At 36.3% G+C, this 26,278-nt stretch carries 20 protein-coding genes and 1 pseudogene; 8 read left to right on the top strand and 13 right to left on the bottom strand.

Going from position 1 to position 26,278, the window contains the following annotated elements; translation table 11 throughout:
- Positions 1 to 17: 17 nt before the first annotated feature.
- From IEV27_RS16450 to IEV27_RS16440, 3 genes and pseudogenes are all read right to left on the bottom strand, one after another.
- Positions 18 to 833 (bottom strand): ABC transporter permease, encoded by an 816-nt coding sequence (locus tag IEV27_RS16450; RefSeq protein ID WP_188378590.1) that lies wholly within the window; start codon positions 831 to 833, stop codon positions 18 to 20.
- An 80-nt stretch (positions 834 to 913) separates the two neighbouring features.
- Positions 914 to 2,095 (bottom strand): annotated as a pseudogene (locus IEV27_RS20170) (CDP-glycerol glycerophosphotransferase family protein); the annotation flags it as partial.
- A gap of 900 nt (positions 2,096 to 2,995) precedes the next feature.
- Complete coding sequence (locus IEV27_RS16440) at positions 2,996 to 5,842, bottom strand: CDP-glycerol glycerophosphotransferase family protein (protein ID WP_188378588.1); 2,847 nt, start codon at positions 5,840 to 5,842, stop codon at positions 2,996 to 2,998.
- Positions 5,843 to 6,339: 497 nt separating this feature from the next.
- Between IEV27_RS16440 and IEV27_RS16435 the strand changes: the two genes are divergently transcribed.
- The 4 genes from IEV27_RS16435 (at position 6,340) to IEV27_RS16420 (ending at position 13,516) form a co-directional block, all read left to right on the top strand.
- A complete protein-coding gene (locus IEV27_RS16435) occupies positions 6,340 to 8,913 on the top strand; it encodes an SH3 domain-containing protein (RefSeq protein WP_188378587.1) in 2,574 nt (857 codons plus the stop codon).
- Between the two features lie 223 nt (positions 8,914 to 9,136).
- Positions 9,137 to 11,698, top strand: coding sequence for an SH3 domain-containing protein (locus IEV27_RS16430; protein WP_188378586.1), 2,562 nt, complete (start codon positions 9,137 to 9,139; stop codon positions 11,696 to 11,698).
- Positions 11,699 to 11,940: 242 nt separating this feature from the next.
- Complete coding sequence (gene tagD, locus IEV27_RS16425) at positions 11,941 to 12,339, top strand: glycerol-3-phosphate cytidylyltransferase (protein ID WP_188378585.1); 399 nt, start codon at positions 11,941 to 11,943, stop codon at positions 12,337 to 12,339.
- Entirely contained in the window at positions 12,332 to 13,516 is a 1,185-nt protein-coding gene (locus IEV27_RS16420) for a CDP-glycerol glycerophosphotransferase family protein (RefSeq protein ID WP_188378584.1), read from the top strand. The genes tagD and IEV27_RS16420 overlap by 8 nt, the downstream gene beginning before the upstream one ends.
- An 18-nt stretch (positions 13,517 to 13,534) precedes the next feature.
- Here the strand turns inward: IEV27_RS16420 and IEV27_RS16415 are convergent, their stop codons facing one another.
- From IEV27_RS16415 to IEV27_RS16370, 10 genes are all read right to left on the bottom strand, one after another.
- Positions 13,535 to 14,920 (bottom strand): outer membrane protein assembly factor BamB family protein, encoded by a 1,386-nt coding sequence (locus tag IEV27_RS16415; RefSeq protein WP_188378583.1) that lies wholly within the window; start codon positions 14,918 to 14,920, stop codon positions 13,535 to 13,537.
- A gap of 7 nt (positions 14,921 to 14,927) precedes the next feature.
- Positions 14,928 to 16,031 carry a glycosyltransferase family 4 protein gene (locus IEV27_RS16410; RefSeq protein ID WP_188378582.1) on the bottom strand — a complete coding sequence of 368 codons (1,104 nt, stop codon included), beginning with the start codon at positions 16,029 to 16,031 and terminating at the stop codon, positions 14,928 to 14,930.
- Positions 16,032 to 16,182: 151 nt separating this feature from the next.
- On the bottom strand, positions 16,183 to 17,898 hold the full coding sequence (locus IEV27_RS16405; protein ID WP_188378581.1) for a phospho-sugar mutase: 1,716 nt from the start codon (positions 17,896 to 17,898) through the stop codon (positions 16,183 to 16,185).
- Between the two features lie 282 nt (positions 17,899 to 18,180).
- A complete protein-coding gene (locus IEV27_RS16400) occupies positions 18,181 to 18,684 on the bottom strand; it encodes a VanZ family protein (RefSeq protein WP_188378580.1) in 504 nt (167 codons plus the stop codon).
- A 92-nt stretch (positions 18,685 to 18,776) separates the two neighbouring features.
- On the bottom strand, positions 18,777 to 20,000 hold the full coding sequence (locus tag IEV27_RS16395) for a helix-turn-helix domain-containing protein (RefSeq protein ID WP_188378579.1): 1,224 nt from the start codon (positions 19,998 to 20,000) through the stop codon (positions 18,777 to 18,779).
- A 71-nt stretch (positions 20,001 to 20,071) separates the two neighbouring features.
- Positions 20,072 to 20,200, bottom strand: coding sequence for an anti-repressor SinI family protein (locus IEV27_RS16390; RefSeq protein WP_229735395.1), 129 nt, complete (start codon positions 20,198 to 20,200; stop codon positions 20,072 to 20,074).
- 328 nt (positions 20,201 to 20,528) lie between these two features.
- Positions 20,529 to 20,672 carry an anti-repressor SinI family protein gene (locus tag IEV27_RS16385; protein WP_188378849.1) on the bottom strand — a complete coding sequence of 48 codons (144 nt, stop codon included), beginning with the start codon at positions 20,670 to 20,672 and terminating at the stop codon, positions 20,529 to 20,531.
- A 20-nt stretch (positions 20,673 to 20,692) separates the two neighbouring features.
- The gene (locus tag IEV27_RS16380; RefSeq protein ID WP_188378578.1) at positions 20,693 to 20,917 is read right to left on the bottom strand and encodes a helix-turn-helix domain-containing protein; all 225 of its coding nucleotides are present in this window, start codon (positions 20,915 to 20,917) and stop codon (positions 20,693 to 20,695) included.
- 417 nt (positions 20,918 to 21,334) lie between these two features.
- The gene (locus tag IEV27_RS16375; RefSeq protein ID WP_188378577.1) at positions 21,335 to 21,793 is read right to left on the bottom strand and encodes a hypothetical protein; all 459 of its coding nucleotides are present in this window, start codon (positions 21,791 to 21,793) and stop codon (positions 21,335 to 21,337) included.
- Positions 21,794 to 21,921: 128 nt separating this feature from the next.
- On the bottom strand, positions 21,922 to 22,134 hold the full coding sequence (locus tag IEV27_RS16370) for a hypothetical protein (RefSeq protein ID WP_188378576.1): 213 nt from the start codon (positions 22,132 to 22,134) through the stop codon (positions 21,922 to 21,924).
- 358 nt (positions 22,135 to 22,492) lie between these two features.
- Here IEV27_RS16370 and IEV27_RS16365 point away from each other — a divergent pair, with 358 nt between their 5' ends.
- The 4 genes from IEV27_RS16365 to IEV27_RS16350 all read left to right on the top strand — a co-directional run bounded on the left by IEV27_RS16365 (position 22,493) and on the right by IEV27_RS16350 (position 26,275).
- Complete coding sequence (locus IEV27_RS16365) at positions 22,493 to 23,788, top strand: homoserine dehydrogenase (RefSeq protein WP_188378575.1); 1,296 nt, start codon at positions 22,493 to 22,495, stop codon at positions 23,786 to 23,788.
- A 1-nt stretch (position 23,789) separates the two neighbouring features.
- On the top strand, positions 23,790 to 24,842 hold the full coding sequence (gene thrC, locus IEV27_RS16360; protein ID WP_188378574.1) for a threonine synthase: 1,053 nt from the start codon (positions 23,790 to 23,792) through the stop codon (positions 24,840 to 24,842).
- Positions 24,839 to 25,747, top strand: a complete 909-nt coding sequence (gene thrB, locus IEV27_RS16355) for a homoserine kinase (RefSeq protein ID WP_188378573.1) — start codon at positions 24,839 to 24,841, stop codon at positions 25,745 to 25,747. The genes thrC and thrB overlap by 4 nt, the downstream gene beginning before the upstream one ends.
- Before the next feature lie 159 nt (positions 25,748 to 25,906).
- The gene (locus IEV27_RS16350) at positions 25,907 to 26,275 is read left to right on the top strand and encodes a hypothetical protein (protein WP_188378572.1); all 369 of its coding nucleotides are present in this window, start codon (positions 25,907 to 25,909) and stop codon (positions 26,273 to 26,275) included.
- Positions 26,276 to 26,278: the final 3 nt, after the last annotated feature.

The following is a 26,278-nucleotide window of genomic DNA, read 5'->3' as shown; positions in this document are numbered from 1 at the left end:
AGAATCACTTCCGTTTTTTATAGAAAATCTATGAAATGTCTTCGGAACTTAACATGAAGAGCCGCTCCTATAATAAAGAGCACAGCAATCACACCAACAAAATAAAGCGTGTATTCCCATTCTTCAATAAAATACCAGCCTTGTCCCAGCAAAGAGGTACGGTAAGACTCCACTACATAGTAAAAAGGATTAATCTTCATTAGTATTTTCAACCAGTTTAAGTCTTCACCAAATTGACTGACGTCCCACAAAATAGGGGAAAGGTAAAGCAGCATCCTTAACGTCGACTGGAGGAACATTTGAACATCCCGAACGATGGTGGCCAGCGTTGAGGTAATTAAAGAAATAGCATACAACAGCGCCAGCACACCAAACATATATAAAGGAAGCTGGATGTAATAGATACTAATTGTAAAGCCCATGGCGTTAAGGATGATCATCACTAACGCTAAAAGAGTTAAATGAGGGTAAAACTTCGAGAAAATAACATAACTCGGAATTACACTCATCGGGAAATTCATTTTAGATAACATTTTTATTTTTTTAAAGATGGACTTTGAGGCTTCTAAAAGTCCCTGGTTTATCATAAACCATACGACTATCCCTGATAGCATCCATGGGAAGAAGTCCATTCCCCCCTCGCCCACACGGTTACGAATTCCAAAGCCGAATACAAACCAGTAAATCGAAATTTGTATCGCTGGGTTTATTAATTCCCAAAGCATACCTAAATAATTATTCATGTTCGAGCTTTTGATTTCGTATAAAGATAACCGTCTGACTAAATAGAAGTAATTCACTTGTTCTTTTATTACGGTTAAAGCAGACTTCATAATGGTACCTTCCTTAATCCTTCAAAGATCGTAACACCCGTCAAATTATACTAAGGTTTCCCTAGAAAAACAACAAGTGATTATTTAAATACAGTTTCTACTACCCGTTTAGACGATTCTCCCTCTTCCCAAGAGCAGAAACGATCATAGAATGCTTCAAATGACTCCCCTAACTCATAGTCATTACGTTCAAACTCTTTAATAGAGTCGATGACTTCATCCGTCGTTTTAGCTAAAGGACCTGGAGCTTCCTTCTCCAAATCAAGGTAGAATCCTCGTAAACTGTCACGATACTCATCAATGTCATATACATAGAAAATGATAGGTCTTCTTAAATTCGCATAATCAAAAAAGACAGATGAATAATCCGTTATTAATAGATCTGAGATTAAATATAGGTCTCTTATATCTTCATGTTTAGAGAAGTCATACACAAAACCTTCAAAAGGGCCTAAGTCAAAATTCTCAGCGATTAAGTAGTGCATGCGGAGAACAACAACATAGTCCTCTCCCAGTTCTTCTCTCATTTTCTGCAAATCCAAACTCAAATCAAACTTGTATTTACCTCTTTGGTAAAACTGATTATCTCTCCAAGTTGGTGCATACAAAACAACTTTCTTATCTAAAGGAAGGTTCAGACTTTCTTTAATCTGATCGATGGTATCTTGATTATTTTCTTGATATAAATAATCATTACGCGGATACCCTGACTCGATCATGTTTTTACTAAATAAGAAAGCACTTCTAAATATGTTACTGGAGTACTCATTAGGTGCTACTAAGTAATCCCATTTGTTTGCTTCCTTTATAAAGTTACTCTTATATTTCAACGTATTAGTTCCTGGCATGTGAACTTCTTCCATGTCAGCAGCCAAACGTTTTAAAGGCGTTCCATGCCACGTTTGTACATATTCTGTTTGTTTAGGTTTAGGCAGCCAATTAGGCAATCGAGTGTTCGTTACCCAATATTTTGCTCTAGTCATAACGAGCAGCCACTTAAATGAAAATCGTCTAACAACTGGCAATCCTCTTTCTAAAAACTCGTCATAATGTCTGCGGTCGGCACTCCAAATGAGGTTGTAAGACGGATAATTTTCGTCCATATATTCGTAAATAGCTCTCGGGCTATCGCTATACTGTTTTCCGTGAAAACTTTCAAATACAACTAAGTTTCGTTTTCTTGGCAAGTAACTAACGAATTGGAAAACATTTTTATAAAATTTTAAAGCTCGTTTCCCTCTTCGTGCTTTTACGATGTTCTTCTCAACTTTATGAGCATATTCTTTAATAAGATTATCCTCTAGGAAATGAATGGTTAAATAATTCATTATCTTACTAGTGGAAATTTTAAATTTTATATCAAGGTTATTTACATTTGTTACAAAGCTTTCATCTAAAGGCTCATTTCCATAGTATTTCAACCGAGGGCTTAGCCTCCACATGGTTTGATTCCCGTCAAACGTTTCTAGCTCAATAGAAACTTTCAAATAGTTAGGAAGCTCTTCTGTTACAGTTTCTCCAAGCTCAATTTCAGAGGTGAAGCTATAAAAGCCTGCTTCTTCCTGCCTATTGATCTGCACAGGAAACCTAGACTCCACATTAAAAGCATCATTTACTAACAAGTTAGCATCTGTAACATTCTCTAAATCAACTTTTTCTAACAAGCCTTCGATTAATAACCTGCTATCTTCAGCAACTTTCACCTGGTTAATGCCCGCAAAAAAATCAATTTCACTATACCGAAAAGAGACATTTCCTTTCTTCGTCAGATAAGGATGAAACGTTATACCGCTCTCTTCTTCTTTAATTCTTACATATTCAATGGAACGTTTAGTGGTACGAAGTCTGTGGTTGCCATCCCCATTTTGCAAGTAAAGATCCCAAAACTTTCCGTTTAACAATTTTCTTTCCCAATGCTTATAATCCAAATGTCCATATAAGAGCCTCAACTCATCGTTAACATCTTTCTCTTGCAACGGCAGGTTAATCTCTTCAGATGATTGTCGATTAATAAGAATGAGCCTATTAATTCTGTCATCTTCTTTAGAAATTGGAATATAAATTGAAATTCGATCATCTTGATGTAGTTTAATATCTGCTACGCTTGGTTTTAAATGTTTTTTCATCTTAATTATGGCCCCTTTAGCTAATCAAAAAATTATCTAAATCTCTTGAATACGATTGTACACTCTTTGACAGTTATTTTTGTCTATTTCAGAAAAGATCAAATGTTTTTTATTTGCAAACTCTTCCTTTTCAGTAAAATCACCTTTAATATATTCCGTAATACGCTGAACCAACTCATCTTCAGAATAGCATATATCACCTAGAAAAGTTTCTTCTACTGGTCTTAAAATTCCTTTTCTAAAAAAAGAATCTCGATCAAAATGATAAAACACTACAGGTTTAGACATATAGTTAAAATCAAAAGAAACCGATGAATAATCTGTAATCATTAAGCTATTTTCTAATAAAAGGTCTTGTACCGTTCTCTCACCTAATTTGATGACATTAATATTATCATTTTTAATTTCAAAGTGGTCAACAAATGGCTGCATCCGATAGTGCGGAAAGAAATTCAGCTCTACTCTATACTCTTTTAATACATCATGGAGTCTCTCATTTTGCAGCATCCCTTTGTACCTTTTATAGTAATCAGATGCCAGGAAATCATTTTCATTCAATAACCAGTCTCGCCAGGTCGGAATAAATAAAATTGATTTTTTACTCTGTTTATTATTAAGTAAGGAGTCAAATCGAGTTAATCCAGTAATTTCAACTTCATCCTTATTATACCCTAGTTTTTTCTCCACTAAATTCTTTTCCGGTAAAGAACTTACACAAAACAAATGAAAGGGATATTTATAGTAGTCTTTATGGTATTCAACGTTTTTCCTTCCTAAAACACCGTGTTGTAAAAAGATCCTTTTTCCTTGTTTATATGAATTAAATTCAATTCCTTTTGCAGGAAGAAAATATTCTAAATCATGAGAACCTATAAAAGCTGTAGCTGAGGATGCAATTTTATAGTGTTCAATCGAACCAATATCTACTACATTTCCTAATGATTTAATACGAGAGAGATCTTTAGAGTTAGAATCAATGGCATAATATACTTGCTTGTCGGGATAGTTTTCTCGACAGAATTTAAAGAAGTGATAGCCCGTATCTTGCGCTGTGTTTGATCGCTCTCCTATTAACCAAATGTCTTCCTTTCCCTCTTCATTTGTCTCATTATTTTCGTAAGATAAATATTTCATGGCTTCTGAAGGGATACAATTGGTTTCGACCTTTAAATTCCCACTTGGAGTGTAAGTAAGATAATTAATGTCGTAATCACGTTCTCTAGATATAATAGATCGATCAAGTACATCATCTTTGTAGTAAGTGAATTCTTCACAACCTAGTCTTCTCTCTTTTGTGATCCCTTTGTAATTAAATTGGACGTAGAGGTCAAATACTTTTTTCATCTCTTTGGATAATGGAAGAAAAGCATCTAAGTTAATTTGAACCTCAAACCCACTAAAGTGATAACGATAACCGAACTTTTCAAGGTTATTGTATTTGCCTTCTAGTGGAAGAACATATTCCTGTTCTGATTCTCTTTCTCTAAGGATTAAATTCCTTACAACCTCTTTTTCTGCTACCCATTCAACTGTGTCTAAATAAGCATGTCCACTTAAATTCAACTGATGGTTAGAAAAGCTAAAGCTCTCGACATTACGTTCTATACTTAAATCCTTCATTACTATGGAAAGCTGTTGATTTACAGTTGAATACATATACACTTGATTAATCGTTTCATTCTCTATTTCTATCCTTGATTGATAGGCAAGCGCTTCTGCATCTAATTTAAATCTATATACCGCTTCCTCCTCATGGTAAGGAATTTGCAAATAAACATCCCATCTAAACTTTCCATCGTCAAGGTTTGAAATGATTTCTCGATAGTCTAATACAAAATTGAATGGCAAAGTCCTGTCTTCCTCTTTACTTATATCTATAGAAAGTAAATGAGACTTACCGGTGTTTCGTTGTTCAATGAACACTTTCGCTTGATCGATTTCATGATCTTGATTCAAAAAATCTCCATCTAATGTACCACTGCAATTAACAGTATATTTATCGATAACTTTTGCTTGAACATTAAGCATTTGTACTGTAGCTGATTTTATTTTAGAAGATAACGCTCCATTCTTAGTCATATAGAAGGTATTCCATCTTGACTCTCTTTTCGTCTGATAAGTCTGCGCCTCTATTTGGTTTGTTATGATATTATTTTCTAATTGAATACGATAGTTTTTCTTTTCATTTACTCTTAAGTAATAATCCCAGGTTCCTTTAGAAGGTTGGAAAGAAGGAAGATCAACAATTGCCTGCCATTCATTTTTTAATACAGTGGTTGGCAAGTGATAAATTAAATTTGATCCTCTTTTCTTCATTATTATTTCACAATTTAATTTAGTCTCGTCGTCTGCAAACAGCCACCCTTTTATTATTGGTTGATTCGTGTCGTATTGTATGTCACTTAGTCCATGTGGCAGATCTTTCGTTTGATTCAATGTAAATCTTTCAATAATTTTTACGCTAAAATTGCCTTTCACAGTAATATAAGGAATGACTAAGTAATCTTCCAGTTCGTGAGCGTACGAAGAATCCTTTAAATTAGACGATAATGAAGTTGAAGGTTTTAATCGCGTCTCTTCATCACCAATACGCAAGTAAAACGCGCATTTCTCATGGTCTAATAAGGAATGGTCTTTTACATTAATTTCTGCTCTAGATTCCCCTGTAACGACTACTTCCCCAATTTCTTCGCTATTTTTCATTTTTTTTATTACTATCTTTGGGTGAGCTTTCTTGATAGAAACTTTTTCTGATAATGTTAGAAACCAAAAATCTCCCTCAAATTGAACATTTTCTACTTTAATATCCTTACTATTTATTTCACTTTCTTCTGATGAGACATTTTCTTTGATTTTATGAATGAATGTTTTTATGCGTTTCAATGTTGTTTTCCTCCCAAGAATCCCCATCAATCCATTTAATAAAAAACTCCATAAGGATTATTGTAAACATTATTAAATAGCTCATCAACTAAGTCGTGCTTTTATCAAACAGCTTTATATTACAAATATTTCAGCCAAAAAACTTTCAATTGCTATTTTCCCAAGTAATAGGTAAATAACCTTGCAAACTTTTAGGTTAATACTCCCTCGTTCTACAATAATAGATAAAATAATTTATTTTATTTGAGTAAATAGTATGTTTTTTCGTCATATTTCGTTCATTTTTTTGTAACGTGATGTTATACTATGTCCATAATAATGAACAACAAGAAAATAATAGAAGTATTTTAATAGTTTTATATGATATAGATTTTTACGTTATATCTCCTTAATTACTATACATTGCTTTTAAATACTTTTGAGAGGGTGAGGCCTATGAAGAAATCTTCTTAAAAGTAATGTTTAATTAATTAAGTAATTAGGAGGTACAAATGTAAATGCAGTCTAGCTTTCCAAGATTATTATTGGCTTTTTTGTTCTTAGTTCCTTTACTTGTTTATATTCCAGGGGTTGAACACTCTGTGATAGCAGAGGAAGAAATAAGAGGAGTTGCACTGAAGGATTCAACTACTGTATTTAGTGAGACGAGCAGAAACTCTAAATCACTCAAACAGTATGATAAAGGATCTATTCTCAGATACCGTGAGCATAGCAGTAATTGGTATATTGCAACCGTCTATTTAAATTATAAAGCTCACACTGGATATATACATAAAGATGATGTTGAGAACGCTGTAGCTTCCCAGGATTCATTAGAGGGAAGAGCCAATAACAGTATAGTAAGTGTTTATGAAGATGCCAATACCAGTTCGAAAGCATTAAAATCCTACGGACAAGGTTCTATTCTAAAATATAAAACCTTTTCTGAGAATTGGTATGAAGCTACTGTGTACTTGAATTACGAACCGCATACTGGCTATATACATAAGAGTCATGTTGAAACTGCCGTTGAGAATCAAGAGGACTTATCAGGCATCGCCCTTGATCAATCCACCAATGTGTATTCAAAGGCTGCCAAAGATTCCAAAGTATTAAAGTCCTACTCTAACGGGAAGATTTTAAAGTATAAGTCTTACTTAGGTGATTGGTACGAAGCTACTGTGTACTTGAACCATGAAGCTCACACCGGCTATATACATAAAGATGATGTAGAAACTGGTCAAGCCAATGGTCAAAAAGGAACTGGCGTCACACTTTTAAAACCTACAAAAGTTTACTCTGATGCTACTACTAACTCTAAAGCACTAAAATCCTACTCACCTGGTTCAACTATTAATTACAAAAGGTATTCAAGTAACTGGCACGTTGTAGAAGTTACAGTCAATGGCAAGGAAGAAATTGGTTACATTCACGAGGACCACCTTGAGCAAGCTGCAGATTCCGATAATAATTATCGCGGGATAGGATTACAGTCCCCTACCCATGTTTATGAAGCAGCATCTACAAACTCCAAGGCATTAAAGTCCTATAGCGAAGGTAAGGTCCTGCAGTACAGAGATTTCTCATCAAATTGGTATGAAGCTACCGTTTATTTAAATAATAAAGCTCATACCGGTTATATCCATAAATCTCATGTAGAGAACCTCCCTAGCGGTCAAGAAGCAGTAAGAGGGTTAGCAGCTGTTAACAATACTACGATGCATCAGTATGCTTCCAAAAATTCTACTACTCTTGAATCTTTCGATAGAAACGACATTTTAGACTTAAAAACTTTTAGTACCAATTGGTATGAAGCCGAAGCTTACATTAACGACACAAAGCGTACGGGCTACATCCATAAAGATCAAGTCAGTGTCGAAAATTTAGTCTATGATACTACTAGCTATGACCATCACTTTGAAGATGTTCTTGATATTCAAATGACTAGAACTCCTAAAGCAGATGGGGCAGGTAAAGTAGGTGCAAGCAGAGAACAAGTTGCTTATTATTTAAACCCTGAAAACTTTGATAAAAACTCTAGTAGCTTTTATCAGTTCTTGAAGTTATCTCAACCGGCTGGTTTAGATGCCTCTGAGATAAACCAAAAAGTTTTATATAATTCAGGAATATTACAAGATACAGCCTCTTCATTTATAGAAGCGGGTAAGATTCACGATATAAATGAAGCTTATCTCATTTCGCATGCTATTCACGAAACTGGTCACGGCACTTCCACACTAGCAAAAGGTGTCCCTGTTGATGGTAACGGGAATGTTGTTTCAGAGAATAATAAGGTCCACACCGTTTATAATATTTACGGCATAGGGGCTGTTGATGACGCTCCCGTGTCAGGCGGTGCCAAACGAGCATTTAATGAAGGCTGGTTTTCACCTGAAGAAGCGATCATTGGAGGAGCGCGTTTTGTGTCAGTGAATTATGTTCATCGAGGACAAGACACTTTGTATAAAATGCGCTGGAATCCTGATAGTCCAGGACATCACCAATATGCTACACATGTAGCTTGGGCAGATATTCAAACCAGAACGATCGCTAACATCTATGATGCTATTGATAATTACGTGCTAGTATTCGATGTTCCATCATATGACGGACAGCCTTCATCAACACCAGAGCCTGAACCAGAGGAACCAGAAGGTACTTACATTGATTACCCTGATAATGTGAAAGGGGAAGTTGTGGTACAGTCTGGGGCTAATTTGAACTTAAGAAGTGGTCCTTCAACTGATGATTCAATCCTTACACCAATTCCAAATGGTTCTAAGATTGATGTGATTGGAACGAACGGCTCTTGGTATGAAGTTCAATACGATGGTGAAACTGGATGGGTAAGTGGAGAATTCTTAAAATTACTCAACCTGCTTGAGATTACCGTATCTGATTTAAACGTAAGAACTGGTCCATCAATTAACAATCAATCTATTGGAAAGCTTCAAAATGAAGACTACGTTGCCGGCGTTCTTGATAGTGACGATCAAATTGTCACAGATAATGAATGGTATAAGCTCTATTACGACGGATCAGAAGCCTGGTCCAGCAGTGGTACAAACAATAATTACATTATTGAAAAATAAGAGATAAAACTGAAAAGGATTTCTTCAATTCACCATTGAAGAAATCCTTTTTTACTTTTACCACATAAACGTATAAAATTTTGCGTTTATTTTTTGTAATCTATTATTCATTTTATCGTAATACGATGTTATACTTTGAAACCGTATCGTAATTTTTGTAATCTTAGAATCTAGTACTTTCTTAGTCATCACAATAACTTTTGAATAGGAGGAATGATTGTATATGCAAGCCAGCTTCTTAAAAGCTGTATTCTCAATTGTAATTTTTACTTCTTTACTTTTTTTAACGAATATTGTTTTAGCAGATGAAGAACAAACAGGCATCGCTTTAAAAAATCCTACTTCTGTTTATAATGAAACAGATAAAAATTCTCCCTCTCTTAAACAATATGAGGAAGGTAAACTCTTAAAGTTTAAGGAACACAATAATAATTGGTATAAAGCTACCGTTTATTTAAATCATCAAGCTCATATTGGGTACATACATAAAGATGACATTGAAGAGACAACCGATCATCAAGAATCTCTACAGGGAAGAGCGAATGAAAAAGTAACTGTTTATGACACAGCAGCCACTTCATCGCCTAACTTAAAGTCTTATAATGAAGGTTCCATCCTTAAATATAAGAGCTTCTCTGAAAATTGGTATGAAGCGACAGTTTATGTTAATTACGAAGCGAAAACGGGTTATATTCATAAAAAACAAGTTGAAACGGCTGCTAATAGTCAAGACAACTTAACTGGCATTGCAGAAAAAAGTTCAACTAATGTGTATTCCACCGCTTCTAGTCACTCCAATATTCTAAAATCTTATTCAAATGGAACGATCTTGAAATATAAAACTTACTTAAATGATTGGTATGAAGCTACCGTTTATGTTGACGGAGAAAAAGTAACGGGATACATTCATAAGGAAGACGTTGAAACAGGAGAGCGAGATGGCGAAGAGCTTTCCGGTATAGGATTATTAAAATCTACCAACGTGTACTCTGACGCTTCAACTGATTCTAGGATCCTAAAGTCCTACCCTACAGGATCCAATTTAAGGTTTAGAGAATATTCATCGGACTGGTACATTGCCCAAGTGTATATTAACGGGGAAAAAGAAACGGGATATATTCATAAAGATCACGTGGAAAAGGAAGCTGAGAATAACGATGAACTTCAAGGAATTGGGTTGAAGAATCCAACAAGCGTATATGAAGCTGCTTCAACAAACTCCACTCCTTTAAAGTCTTATGGTAAAGGAAGCATTTTAAAGTATAATAACTTTTCTGAAAACTGGTATGAAGCAACAGTTTATCTTAATGGTGAAGCAGAAACAGGTTACATCCATAAGGAGCACGTAGAAAATAAAAAAGGTGAAACTGAATCCGTCAATGGATTAGCTGCAACTGACCAATCAAAACTTTATGAATTGGCTTCTACTGATTCTCCTTCGATAAAAAGTTTCGAAAAAAATGACGTTCTTAAATTAGAAACATTTTCAAATAACTGGTATAAAGTACAATCGTATCAAAATGAAGTAGAAATCAGCGGATATATGCATGCTGATGACATAAGTTTAGAAGATGTTGCCTATGAGAACACAACTTATGATGTGGATTTTTATGAAACATTAGAACAACAGGCAGCTACAAACCCTCCTCCAAAATCGGATGGTTCTGGGGTTAATGATGCAAGTAAAGAAGAAATAGAATACTATTTAAACCCAAATAATTTCTCTGAAGAGTCGGACAGTTTCTTTCAATTTTTAGTTTTATCCCAACCAGCAGGGTTAAATGCGGATAACATAAACAAAGATGTTCTATTTAATGCCGGCACACTTACGGATACGGCTGAATCATTTGTAGAAGCTGGTCAGAAATACAACGTCAATGAAGCTTACCTCATTTCACACGCTCTTCATGAAACGAACTATGGGGCTTCTGAGTTAGCTGAGGGAGTTCCCGTAGATGAAGAAGGAGAAATTGTAAATGAAAGTGAAGCAGAGCAAACTGTTTACAATATGTACGGTATAGGAGCAGTGGATGCAGCACCAGTCTCTGGTGGCGCAAAAACAGCTTTTGATAATGAATGGTTTACTCCTGAAGAAGCCATTGTTGGAGGAGCGAAATTTGCGGCCGATCAATATGTAAATCGAGGACAAAATACGTTGTATAAGATGAAATGGAACCCTGATTCACCTACTTGGAATCAATATGCTACACACGTAGCTTGGGCGGATATTCAAACAAAGACTATCTCTGATATCTATGAAACTACTGAAAACTATGTTCTTACCTTTGATGTTCCTTCTTACGAAGATCAACCTTCTCCTATCGATAAACCTGAACCTTCAGACCCTGAAGGAAGTTACCTCGAATATCCTGAAGGTATTAAAGGAACAGTGGTCGTCAACGATACAGACTTAAACTTTAGAGAAGGCCCTTCTGAAGATGAAGATACCATCCAGACTCTTTCTAATGAAACTGTTGTTGATCTTAAAGGGACAGACGGAGAATGGCTCGAAATTGTGCATCACGATGAAACTGGCTGGGTTCACAGCGACTATATTAAGCATTTAAATTTACTTGAAGTTACAACGGATAGTTTAAATGTTAGAAGCGGTCCATCTATTCAAGATGAGCCAGTTGGATCTATTAGCCGTGAAGAGTTAATCGCTGGTAAATTAGATGAGGAGAATAAACTAATAACTGAAGATGAATGGTATCAGATTATTTTTAATGGTGAAGAAGCCTGGGCAAGCAGTGGCAAAGATAATGATTTCATTGTTGAAAATTAATCCTATTATAAAAGAGCAGCTTTCTCTTATAGAGAGCTGCTCTTTTTGGTAGTTATGGGAAAATTATCAATGAAGAGCTTGTTGTTTTAATTTGTATTTTCTTGTAGTATTAATACATGCACGTATAAATCTAGTATACTATCCCTTTTTTATAAATTTGTAAATTGTATGTTTTATTCCTGTAAAATAAAAGGTATATACTCTATAATGGAATGTTAAAGCATCCAAGGAGGAAATAATAAATGAAAAAAGTAATTACTTATGGAACCTTTGACTTGTTACATTGGGGTCATATTAACTTATTAAAAAGAGCAAAAGATTTAGGAGATTATTTAATAGTAGCGATCTCTTCTGATGAATTTAACGCAATTAAAAACAAAGAAGCTTATCACAGCTTCGAAAACCGTAAAATGATCTTAGAAGCTATTCGTTATGTGGATGAAGTCATTGCAGAAGATAACTGGGAACAGAAAGTGGAAGATGTGCAGAAGCATGATATTGATGTTTTTGTTATGGGTGATGATTGGGAAGGTAAATTTGACTTTTTGAAAGAATATTGTGAAGTTGTTTACCTGCCACGTACTGTTGGTATTTCAACTAGTAAAATAAAAGATGATTTATTTGATGTGAACAATGGCTAAAGACTTTATCATAAGCGTCTACCTGCTTATGTTTAGAACCATTTTTAATATTGCTAAACTTATTCCCCAACGGAAGAAAACTGTTTTTGTCTCTTCTTTTGGGGATAATATTTTGTTTACAGTTGAAGCCCTAAAAAAACAGTATGACGGAGAAATTATCATTCTTAAAGATGAAAAGTGCAGGTATTTCTTTCCCGAAGATTATCAAACCCAAGTCATTCCTTTCAACGTAAAAAAGCCAAAGGAATTTATCCAATCGATTTATCACCTTGCCACATGTGAAAAAGTATTCGTTGATAATTATTTTGGATTTCTGGCAGCCACGGACTTTAATGACAATGTAGAATGCATACAACTATGGCATGCCTCTGGGGCAGTGAAAAAATTTGGACTAGCGGATCCTTCCATTGAACATCGGACAAAAAAAGCTAACGATCGTTTTCGTAAAGTATACCAGCGTTTTGATAAAGTCGTCGTAGGCTCTGATAAGATGGCCGAGATATTTAAACAAAGCTTTAACCTATCAGAAGAAAATATTCTTAAAACTGGTATACCAAGAACCGACTTCTTTTTTGAAGATCATTCAACAATTGTACACAAACTCAAAAACAAATATCCAGAAATGAACAACAAACAAGTAATTTTGTACGCTCCTACTTTTAGGGATCACCAGCTAACGAATCCTGATATTCAATTGGATTTAAAACAAATGTATGAAGCATTAAACGAAGATTATGTTCTCTTATTACGATTGCACCCAGCCGTGAAGACGAATTTCAAGAATCCTTACCCAGATTTCATTATCGATGTATCATCAGGAGAAAAAATTAATCATCTGCTGCTTGTTTCGGATATATTAATTACAGATTACTCTTCTATTCCGTACGAATTCTCTTTATTGAATAAACCTATGATCTTTTATTCATTTGATTTAGAGGAGTATGCGAGAGTAAGAGGGTTTTGGGAGGATTATCACTCCATGACTCCAGGTCCTGTTGCTTATACAAGTCAGGAAATTATAGAAATTATATGGACCGAGTTTTATAATTACGAGGAAATTGAACGTTTTTCAAAACTATGGAATCAATATTCGGATGGTCAATCAAGTAAGAAGCTCATTCAATCATTATACGGTAAAGCTCATGAACGAGAAGTCTTGTTGAATCCACAAAAGTAACCCAGTGATGCCCTAAGCTCACTGGGTTCTTTCTTTTTTAAATTTAGTTTTTAATAGGATGCCCAGCAGTACGATAAAAAATAGACCACCGGCCAATATATACATCATCTGATTAGATGATTCATCGTTGGGTCCGTCTGTTTCACTATCTACTAAACTAGCAAACGTTTCTATCTCTTCATCAAGTATATCTTCAGTCGGTACAGCGTAAACTCGGGAGTCCTGGCTACCGATCATTAATGTATCGTTCATGATAATAGGACCTGAGGGTGCCAGTGTACCGCCAAGCTCTATCTCACCTTGTTTTTCACCGCTCTCAGCATCTAAAGCTTGCACAAGCCCTTTTGTATTAGCAAAATAAACAACATCATCCTTAGCAACAGGTGGAGCTTTCATCACTTCGTCCTCATACTCCCACTGTTTTTCACCTGATTTTAAATCATAGGCGTACATTTTTTTCGTAATTGGACTGCCCACATAGATGCTGCCGTTATAAATAATTGGAGCACCTGATTTATTATTCTTTACGAAATCACCTTTACCTAAAGAATCTTCCCATAGGACCTCACCTGTCTCTTGATCCATAGCATATATCATATGTTCAGGCTCTTCAGCGTCCCCTTGTAAAGCTGTAGTTACGATTATTCCATCAGCAGAAGCTGCTGGCACGTCATCTAATCCCGCAAATACAGAAGGAAATTCCGTTTGCCACTTTATTTCTCCGCTATCTATATCAAAAGCAGTGAATTCAAATGGTTCAGGACCGCTTCCTCCGAAATACAACGTATTGTCCGTCTTGTTAGGAGCAGACATACTGACTACTGATCCAATAGAAGTTTGATCATTCAATTCACCACTGGTTTGATCAAGACTATACAAATAACGATCACCTGTGACAGCATAAACGGAACCATTCTCGTATACTGGAGTAGGCATGACTTCCCCTTCGGTTTCATACTGCCATACTATTTCTCCTGATTCAGCATCCAGCGAGAGCACTCCACTTTCTTCAGTACCCCGAATGCCGTTATCTTGAAAGAAACGATTCCCATAGCCCACATATAGCTGGCCATCTTGAAAAATCATTTCTGAGTGAATCCAATTAGGAGCCTCATTTTCCCACAGTTTTTCTCCACTATTTAAATCAAAAGCAAACAAATCTCCGCTATTATGATTCCCTACGAACATTCTATTATCGATTACCACCGGAGTAGCCCTGATTTCATCATTCGTTTCAAATACTTTCGGCTTCAAGGGTTCAACTTCCTCATTTGTATAAACAGCATTCTTGTCTGGATAAAGACGATATTGTTCCCATTCAGTTGGCCCTAATTCTGCAGAACTAATCTTAGGGACGATAAAAAAAGTAACAATTAAACTGAGAATGAGTATAGACACTCTCATAAACTCATCAATCTCCTTCTTGCTTTTGGTTGCTTTTCGTTTTCTTTCTCCAGAATATTTTTTGCAATAGATCAATAACCGGACGTTTTCCCTTTTGAACGACCCCTGTCATCTCAGCAAATAGATGCAGCAAAAAGAGGAGGAAGAATGTAATTCCTAAAGATATTCCAAATGACGTAAGGGAAAATAAAATGGCCAGGAGCCCAAATAATGCACTAAATGCATAAATAATAAGCACAGTAGCCCTATGACTAAAACCAGCCGCCAAGATTTGATAATGAATATGCTTATTATCTGGCATCATGATTTTTTGATTATTTAAAAACCGCCTTAAGATAGAAAAAAGCGTATCAAAAAGAGGGATGGCTAAAACTATAATAGGGATAATAAAACTGAAAAGCGTTACATTTTTGAATAAACCCACCATAGAGATAACAGCCATTGAATAACCTAGAAACAGAGAACCTGAATCTCCCATATAAATCTTAGCCGGATAGAAGTTATGGAATAGAAAGCCTATATTGCTCCCTATTAAGACAACACAAATGTAAACAATCACAATCTGAGGCTCTAGAGCAAGAGCCATTATGGAGATACTAATAAGTGAGATAGTTGTTACACCTGTAGCTAGTCCATCCAGTCCGTCGATTAAATTAATCGCATTGGTAATGCCTATAATCCAAAAGAATGAGAGTACAATGCTAATAGGGTCACTCAACGGAATCATACCGATAAAAGGGATCGTCAAAATATCCACCTGTAACCCTGAAAATATAAGTACAGAGGCGGCTAGAACTTGGCCACCTAATTTCATTAAAGGTTTAATTTGATAACGGTCATCTAATAAGCCCGTCAAAACTATGATGACAGCACCTATACTGATAGCTGTCCAATATTGAATCTCAGGTCTAATATAGAGCATCCCCGCTGCAACGCCGCCAAATATGGCAAGCCCGCCCATACGCGGCGTAATGACAGCATGTATTTTTCGTGCTTCCGGGTGATCCATCATCCGCCATTTTCTTGCTAGTTTAATGACAGGAAAAACTAGTAAATAACTTACAGCCATAGATAACAACAGCGCTATGGCTATATCTATATATATATTCATAATAATCCTCGCTTAATCCACAAGGGAAACCCCTTAAAATTCATCCGTGTACCATTATATCACACGTAATCACTTGATTCTCTGCATCTCCACAATTTTGAGGATTTCTATTAAAATTGAGCAAAAAAGAAGTCCCGGAAACCGGGACCTTTTAAACACTTTCATTAATTTGTTCGTTCACTGACTGTTTAACTGAATCAAGCAGCCTGCGACTTTCTTCACCGGAGTTCGTTTTTACACCGTAATAGAATTTAATCTTAGGTTCTGTACCGGATGGACGAAGGCAGAACCAACTGTCATTTTCAAGAATAAATTTTAACACGTTAGCTTTTGGCAGCTGAATTGTTTCAAGTGTTCCATCCTTTTTCTTTCGTTGTGATGTTGTGTAATCTTCCACCGCAATAACCTCAAGTCCTCCCGCTTTCGAAAGAGGATTTTGTCTAAAGTCATTCATGATCTTCTCGATTTTTTCAGATCCTGTCTTTCCTTCCATCGTTAATGATTGAAGGTCCTCGAGGAAATACCCATGTTTTTTATAGAGATCTTCTAAAGCTTCTAGTAACGTTTTACCTTTAGACTTCCAATACGCAGCTACTTCAGCAGCTAATACCGTAGCTTGAACTGCATCTTTATCGCGTGCGAAGTCTTTTACAAGATAGCCATAGCTTTCTTCATAGCCGAAAAGGAAAGTATGCTCTTTCGTTTCTTCATATTCTTTTATCTTTTCGCCGATAAATTTAAATCCAGTTAACGTATCAAGGCTGCTTACTCCGTAATGATCAGCGATAACACGCCCAAACTCAGAAGTCACAATGGTTTTAATGACAATTCCATTTTCAGGGACATGCTCAGACTGTGATAGGAGATAATCAAGCAATAGGGCACCTGTTTGATTACCAGTGAGTACCTGGTAGTCCCCAGTAGTATTAGGAACGGCGATGCCTAAACGGTCTGCATCTGGATCTGTTGCAATTAATACGTCTGATCCAAGCTGTTTCCCTTTTTCAATAGCAAGTTCAAATGCTTGATGTTCCTCTGGATTAGGGGAAGCAACCGTACTGAATTCTGGATCTGGGATCGCTTGCTCTTCTACTGTATGAAGATTGGTAATGCCCATTTGTTGAAGTCCTTTTTCAACAAGCATCTGAGCTGTACCGTGAAGCGGTGTAAAAACGACACTTAAATCACTGGCAAATTGAGATAATTCAGGATTCACATTTACTTCTTTTAATTTTTCGAGGTAAGTCTGATCGACTTCGCTATCGATCCATTTCAAAAGACCCGAGGCTTCTAACTCTGCTTGGTCACCGACTTCAACTTCCAGTTCGTTTTCAACTTGATTCACCATGTCGATAACTGTAGCTGCTTCTTCTAAAGGCAGCTGTCCGCCATCTGCGTTATATGCTTTAAAGCCGTTATATTGAGGTGGATTATGGCTTGCGGTCACCACTACTCCAGCTGTTGCTCCTAAATGACGTACAGCAAATGAAAGTTCAGGAGTTGGTCTTAAAGAAGAGAAAACGTAGGTTAGAATGCCGTGGCGGCCTAACACTTTTGCGGCTTCCACAGAAAACTCTTTTGACATATACCTTGAATCGTACGCAATAACGACACCTTTAGATTGCCCTGAAAGACTTTCTACATAAGAAGCAAGACCCTCAGCCGCTCGTCTAATGGTGTAGATGTTCATACGGTTTGTTCCAGGTCCGAGTTTCCCGCGCATACCACCCGTTCCAAACTCTAAATTTTTGTAATAAGCGTCCTCTAGTGACTGCTCATCTTGTTGCAAAAGTTCAAGCTCTTTTCTAAGAGTCGGGTCTAAAGACGTGAAAGTATTCCAGCGTTCAAATTCCTGGTACCAGCTCATATGATCATCCCTTTTCTATAAGAATTTTAACTATGTATGGAAATAAATTATATCACATTAAAGCGTTTACGAGGAGAAATGGATGTAAAAAAAGAGCAGTTTTTCTGCTCTTACTGATTATGTTTGAAGTTGTTGGATGATTCGGTTAATCACATCTTGAGAAGATGCTAATTCTGAATTCTCCGTTTGTTGAATGATCGATTGCAAAAGTTCTTTCAATTCTTCTGATTTTGTCATTGCCCACACCTTTTCTATTTTCTGTTATAACCCTATATTCCTTAATCATTCGAGATTAAACTTCTTTTTTCGTCGGTACCCCATTTTTCCACACAAAAAAATGACTAAAATTGCCATACTTCCACCCAAAGCATCTAATAGAACATCTCCGACGTAAGGTGTTCGGTTTGGTGTCAGACCTTGATGAAGTTCATCAAATACAGCATAAGAGACAGTTAATAACCAGGCTGTAGAAAGCAATCTCTTTCTTCTATGAAAGGAGTGACGCAAGCCGAAATAGAGTAGTAGAGTTAAAATAAAAAATACGCCAATGTGAGCGCCTTTTCTAATAAAAAACTCGATAAACCCCTCTACACCTTGTGCTGAGACACTAACTTCTTGATTGTTGTATGTAAAGGTAATTCCATCTAAGAAAGGGGATAACCAGGAGAGATTAAACCAGCTTCCTAATAGAGGTTTCACATCTTGCTCTTCATATGGTGTTGAAGAAGAGTAATAGATCATTCCCATCCATAATAGAGAAGGAATCCAATAGCCGAACTTTTTCATATCGATCCTCATAACATTTAAATATTGTTTTATTTTAACATAATTCGTAGTAGTATTACATATTTTTTCTAAAAAATCAAAAAATCTTTAAGTCAATATGGTAAATGAGCAGATTGCAATTTCTGGCGAAAATCTTTAGGACTCATTCCTTCATGTTTTTTAAATACACGAGTAAAATAGCTTTGACTGTTATAGCCCAATAATATACTGATTTCCATAAGAGAATATTGAGTATTTGTTAAAAGTTCTTTCGCTTCCTTCACCCGCTGATCATTAATATACGTTGTAATAGAAACACCGGTATCTTTATTAAAAATACTGGACAAGTAATTAGGGTTGACATGCAGTTCTTCAGCAATAATTTTTAAATTAATCTCTTCCGTCAAATTCTGATAGATATAGTTTTTCGCTCGATGAACTAGGGGGGAGACGAGGCTATTTTGCGTCCTTTGCTTCATCACATTTAAATAAGCTTGTACAATGGTTAGCTCTAAAAGTGCGAGCTCGTCTGTATCTTCTTTTGATTCCAGGTAATTAATATAGAAATCATGTAAAGAGAAGGCTTCCCCTTTTGCAATTCCTTCTTCAATCGCAATTCTAGTTAACTTTGAGATTAACGTAATAATATTGTTTTTCGCAGACCGTAGTTCATCTCCATTACCTAATGGAAAAAGCGAGGATCGACGTAATTTTTGATATTCTTTAAGAGCTCTTCCATCCCCTTGCTTAAAATAACGGTTGAAGTTCTCATTCAGTTCAAGGAGGTGGCGAGAAAACTTTGCATTTAAATGGTTGCTTTTAAATTCTCGGTAATCCTCCCATTCTTCAGTAGGAATCTGCCCTATGGAGCGACTTTCTGTTTTTCCTGGCAATAAAGAGTTTAGCAGACGTTCAACAGATTCTAATTTTTTCATATCAATAACTGGTAGTTTACTGAAGTATTCAACGGTTTCCCCTTCATAAGAAAAGTCCATCCCATATAAAACTAGCATTTTTCGCACTTGAAATTTTCCTATTTCTTGCATGAGATAAGGACCAATTCCGATGTATGTAAAATCGCCTGCATGGTTTTTAATGGGGTAAAAAAAGAAGTATTGATAATATATATCTGAAAATAATTGCAGCTGAAAGGGTTTACTCTTGCTTTCTCTTAAGCGCTGATAAAGTTCTTTATGAAAGATTTTTGGCGGACGATGAAATTGATCGGGAAAGTGACGAATCAGCTTTTCATTATTATTAAAAACTAGGATAGGCGTTTGAAAAGAATTGGAACAATCTTTAAGTAAATCGAATAATTCAAAATGACCTGAGTTCACTTTGAAACCCTCCCTTTCCTCTACTATAACGGAATTACAAAAAAATAACATCAGCCATCAGCTGATGTTATTTAATGAAAACTCGTTTTTCTAATAAATTCTCTTACTTCCTCAATTGATAGCCCCATATCTCTTGCTTCTTTCACCAATCTTACCCACTCTGCATCTAACGTTTTCACATCAGGAATCGCCTTCATCATAGATGAACCTCCCCGTTCAAATTACGGAAGCTTCTACTATTTTTAGTATGTAAGCCCCCTGCCCTATCCCTATATAACTACGCCTATTATATCGTCTATTATAATAATTGTTTTGTAATTTTATCAGATTTTTTTAACAATTTATCAATTATTTAATTCCTTTGAAGTAAAGATATTGTAAAAATAACTCGAATATGTTTGTAAGGTCTAAAATTCAGTATCATGACAACTCTTCCAGGAAACCGAATAATCTTCCCCATTAAAAATTACTCAACTTCCTACCTTTTGAGTGTAAGCTTCATTATCAAAACGATAGGTATGCAATAAATTATAAGAAGGAACGCCATTTTGATAGGTATAGACAATAAATCTTTTCTTGCAGAAACGTGCGAATGTCTTCAGGTGCGAGCCCCAGTCGTTTAGCTTCGTTTAATAATACAATCCATTCTCTATCTAAAGCCTTATGCGTGATTCATGTCCCCTTCCACTATATTATTTTGCTTTACGCTGTTCGTTAACGTGTGACAGTAAATCTTCAAGTGGGACATCTAACGTAGTGGCTAACTTTCTCATTACACTTAAAGAAGGGTTTTTTTGAACGCCCCTTTCAATATTGCTAATATATGACTTCGATACTCCCGAAAGGTTTGCAAATTGGTTAACTGATAATCCCTTGCCTAAACGAAGTACCCTTATACGTTCTCCAATAGAATCCATCGAATTTCCTCCCTTCATTTATCACTAAAGGTTTCTAATTTAGCGAATGATCGTTCTTAATATAGAATTATATTTTTATTATAGCGGATTATAATATGAAATGGAAGCTGTTTTTTCTTAATAGAGAACAAAATATTTGAAGTAACACTTATAAATATAAAGGCCGGGACATAAGTAAAGTAATGATGTCAAAAAACGAACATTCATATAAATGCAGATCATGAGGGTAGTCAAAATACCGCAAAAGTGGAGCAGCTCTATTTCAGCGAGGGAGCATAAGGGTACCAGGTTCCGAAAATCTGTAAAAGAGTGAAGTCGGTACCTGGTACCCAGCGCCGATTTAACATAAATAATCCGAACTGATTTCAATAGAATCGTTCGGATTATTTAAGCTTTATTCAGTTTTGCCGCATCCTGTTAGCAATATTCTTCATTCCATACATCCGATAATTCAGTAAACGCTTTCTTATCCGAGCGATCGATAGCTATATTAATAAGACGCCTTAAGTTCTCTTTTTCCATATCTGCAATTATATTCTCTACCTGACTTATTGCTGGATCTTTCGGTTTGTCAATATTATCCGCCTCATAAGGAAAAGTGATGGAATTCAGGTGGGTTAAGAACTCAGGAAGCTTTAATAAATCAGCTACGGATACATAGACTATTCGTTTGCCTCTTTGAAAGACAAAGATATCAAACACATTATGAACGCGCTTACTTTTTCGATCAATAATAATTTCTCGAGACTCCATAGGGATAAACTGATACAATTCATCATCAATAAATAAGGAGAAATACTGGTAGGCTAAAACAACACGAATGAAGCGTTTATCTTCTTTCACATAATAAGGTTTTAACATTTTTATCGTTAACACTTTCGCCCACCCCTTACAATCAGAATTTTCAGTATTTTATTCTATTATCTCTTATTTGTTAGTAAAAATAAAGCTTAAATCTTACCAATTTAAAAAAGAAAAGCTGCAGAATAAGCAGCTTTTCTTTTTTAATCATTTGATGGAGACAATAAAGAACGGAAATGATTTTGAATAACTGTCTTCAGTTGATAAGCGTTTGCTTCATTATGGATCTCGATAAATTTATGTATAGCTTTCAATCCTTCTTGCAAGAATACATCTGCTTTTCCGATCCCCATCTCTACAATAATACGGGTGACTAAGTCTTCATACACATTCCCTGATTTTATGAAATTGCTCAATGCTCGTCCTCCTTTCTTTATTAGGTATATTTACTTATAAGATATTTCTGAAAATTAGTCAATAGGTAATGTATCAAAATAATGTAAATTCCCTTAAATAAATGTAGAAATATAGCAATTTTTGGCTAATTATGTTTTTATATCCTTCGATAAATATTGGGCAGCTAATTGGAGCAGATTAGGGGATTCTTCTCACTTTTGCTGCTTTCAATGCTATTTACAGTATTGAGTTTTTTCTAATTATTTAAAGAACTTTAAAATACTACTCTATTAAGCCTTGTACATCCCCGTCCTTTCCGTTACAATGTCCATTACAAATAAAAATATGTATATTTCAAGTGGACAAGGAGTGTGAACGATGAAGGACACAATTACTGTTGGTTTATTGGGATTAGGTACCGTCGGAAGCGGTGTTATCGAAATCCTTGAAGACCATAAAGAAAGCATTCAACATAAAACGGGGTGCAACGTCACGATTAAGACCGTGCTTGTAAATAATTTATCAAAGCCTCGTGATTTAAAAAACACATCAACTAAACTAACCGATCGTTATGAAGATATTACGCAAGACCCAGAAATCGATGTTGTTGTTGAGGTTATGGGTGGAATCGATCACACTTTAACAATATTAAGAGAAGCAATTGAAAACGGAAAACATATTGTCACTGCTAACAAAGACCTTGTGGCCCAACACGGGGATGAATTATTTGAAGCAAGCTACCGAAATAAATGTGATTTATTTTATGAAGCGAGTGTAGCTGGCGGAATTCCTATTATCCGATCCATCTTAGATGGACTATCTTCCGATAAAATCCGTAAAATGATGGGGATCGTAAATGGGACAACCAATTACATTTTAACCAAAATGACAAAAGAAGGTGTCGATTTCGACGCTGTTCTAAAAGAAGCACAGGAACTTGGTTTTGCAGAAGCAGATCCTACTGCTGACGTAGACGGATTAGACGCCGCTCGTAAAATGACCATCCTTTCTATTCTTGGTTTCTCGATGCCATTTAACTTAGAGGATGTAGAAATAAAAGGAATTCGAGGTATCTCACTAGCCGACATTCAATATGCTGAACAGCTCGGATACTCAGTGAAGCTCATTGGAGTAGCTGAACATGATGATACAGGTGTGGCTGTCAGTGTCGAACCTACTTTACTTCCTATTGAACATCCCCTCTCCTCTGTAAACGATGAATATAATGCCGTTTATGTATATGGTGATGCGGTTGGGGAAACGATGTTTTATGGTCCGGGTGCCGGTAAATTACCGACGGCAACAGCTGTCGTTTCAGACTTAATCGCGGTAGTAAAAAGTTTACGTTTAGGAACATCTGGTACGGCCTATGTGCAGCCGCAATTCTCTAAACAAGTAAAAGAAAAGAAAGATCAATTAACGAAAAAGTATATGCGTTTACACGTTCATGACCAGCCAGGAATGCTTATGGAGCTTACGAAGATTTTTGCTCAATATGGTATTTCCTTTGACCAAATCATCCAGCGTGAAGCTGACAAAGACGATGAACGTGAACTAATGATGGTGACCCACCAAGTAAGTGAAGAAGATTTTCAGCGCGCATATAACGATTTAGAAAGCCTATCCTCCATTCGATCGGTCGATAGTGTTTTCCGCGTAGAAGGGAGCAACTGATATGTGGAAGGGTTTATTAGATAAGTACGAGGAATTATTACCGGTTACTCCGGAAACACCAAAGCTTACGTTGCATGAAGGAAATACACCTTTATTGCCAATCCCAACGATCTCTGAGGAATTAGGCATTGAAGCTTATGTAAAGATCGAGGGGGCTAACCCAACCGGTTCTTTTAAGGATCGAGGAATGGTTCTGGCTATGGCCAAGGCTATTGAAGAAGGTTCAGAAGCTGTCATTTGTGCTTCCACAGGTAATACTTCAGCTTCAGCAGCTGCTTTCGCTGCAAGAGCGGGTCTGCGCTGTATCGTTGTCATACCTGATGGCAAAATTGCTGAAGGAAAGCTTGCCCAAGCGGTCATGTATGGTGCTGAAATCTTTGCTATTAAAGGGAATTTTGACCAAGCGTTAAAAATGGTTCGTGAAATTGCAGAAAAAGAACCAATCACACTCGTAAATTCAGTAAACCCCTATCGTATCGAAGGACAGAAAACAGCAGCCTTTGAAGTGTGTGATGTATTAGGAGACGCCCCAGACTTCCTTTCTATCCCTGTAGGAAACGCCGGCAATATAACAGCTTATTGGCGGGGGTTTAAAGAATACCATCAATCCCATGGTACTAAACTGCCACAGATGATAGGTTTTGAAGCAAGCGGATCAGCTGCAATTGTACAAAATAAAGTCATTGAGCAACCAGAAACGCTTGCTACTGCTATCCGGATTGGAAACCCTGCTAGCTGGCAGCCTGCACTTAAAGCGGCTGAAGAATCAAATGGAAGCATTAACGAAGTGACAGATGAAGAAATTGTAGAAGCGTATCAATGGCTAGCACGTACGGAAGGAGTATTTGCTGAACCTGCTTCTTGCGCTTCATTAGCTGGGACAATTAAAAAAGTAAAAGATGGCACAATTCCTAAAGGATCCAAAGTTGTTCACGTCTTAACAGGTAACGGCCTTAAAGATCCAACTACAGCCATCGAGAAAAGTGCAATTAGACCAACAGTAATCGAGAACGACTTAAACCAATTCGTCGAAGCTGCTGGGGTTAAATCATGATTACGATCCGTATTCCAGCTACATCTGCTAATCTAGGACCAGGCTTTGATTCCATTGGAATGGCCTTAACCCAGTACGTAACGCTGAACTGTGAACCAGCAGATGAATGGTCATTTGATTTGCAAAAAAAGGATCAGCCCTTTATTCCCAATGGAAAAACAAATTTAATTTATAAATCTGCTTTGTTTACAGCTAATCAATACGCCATCGAACATCTGCCTCCCCATAAGGTAACTATGACGAACGAGGTACCTATTGCCCGGGGATTAGGAAGTTCATCGACAGCAGTCGTTGGTGGAATTGAACTCGCGAACCAAATTCTACAATTAGAATTAAGTGATCGTGATAAACTTGAGATCGCATGCAATATTGAAGGACATCCTGATAATGTAGCACCTGCTATTTATGGGGGAATCACTGTCTCCAGCTACGACGGCACAAATCTAGAATCTGTACGTTTTTCTAAAGAGTTGGAGCAATTAACATGGATAGCTGTTGTCCCTGATTACCATGTAGAAACTGAAGAAGCCAGGTCCATTTTGCCAACAGAGTTACCGTACAAGGACGCTGTACATGCCAGCGGAATGGCAAATGTGTTAGTTGCCGCTCTAGCTGAAAAAGATTGGTTATTAGTAGGCAGAATGATGAAACAAGATAAATGGCACCAGCCTTATCGAAGCGACCTCATTCCTGACTTCCCTCATGTTTCTAATATTTTAAATGAACATGGGGCATTAGGCTACTATATTAGCGGTGCTGGACCGACCATGATTGGACTATTTCATAATGCAAGCGATGACCAAATTAATAAGGTCACTAAACAATTACCAAACTATCAAGTAGAAGTCTTACAAGCAGACTTATGTGGTGTCTCTGCTTCCGTAACGCCTGCTATGAACCAGTGATTCGCTCACTGGTTCATTTTTATTTCCATTGTCTAGCTAGAAAGTATAAATCCCCTCGAAAGAACGTAGGAATTGTTTAATATTGGTGATAACTAATACTATAAAATTAAATGATTTTTGTTAAGATATAAGTAGAGATTAATAAAGGGGTTAAAGTTTATGGCAAAAAAAAGTAAGCAATATGATTACGACTTAAATGAGGTTAAACGCCTTATTGAAGAAACAGAAAAAAACTATCGAGAAATCTCAAAAGAAACAGGCTGCCCATACGCTAGTGTCGTTTATCATGGACGAAAAATTCGTGGTCGTGTGAACAAAAGCAAACACGACATTGTAGCCGAAGTACAACCAAACACAAGTGTACCTAATCAAGAAGAGAAAGATACGCTTCCTTTATTCGGTGGAACATCATTAAATATATCTAGAAATAACATTTCTATTCATGACGCAGAGCAAGAAGCGGCAAGAATGATTAAAGCAGCTAAAGCATTAGGTTTAAATAAGATTAATATAACGATTGAAAAATAAACA

This window comes from Halobacillus andaensis (assembly GCF_014636475.1).
Taxonomy (GTDB): Bacteria; Bacillota; Bacilli; order Bacillales; family Halobacillaceae; genus Halobacillus_A; species Halobacillus_A andaensis.
This window is presented reverse-complemented; position numbering and strand designations above follow the sequence as displayed.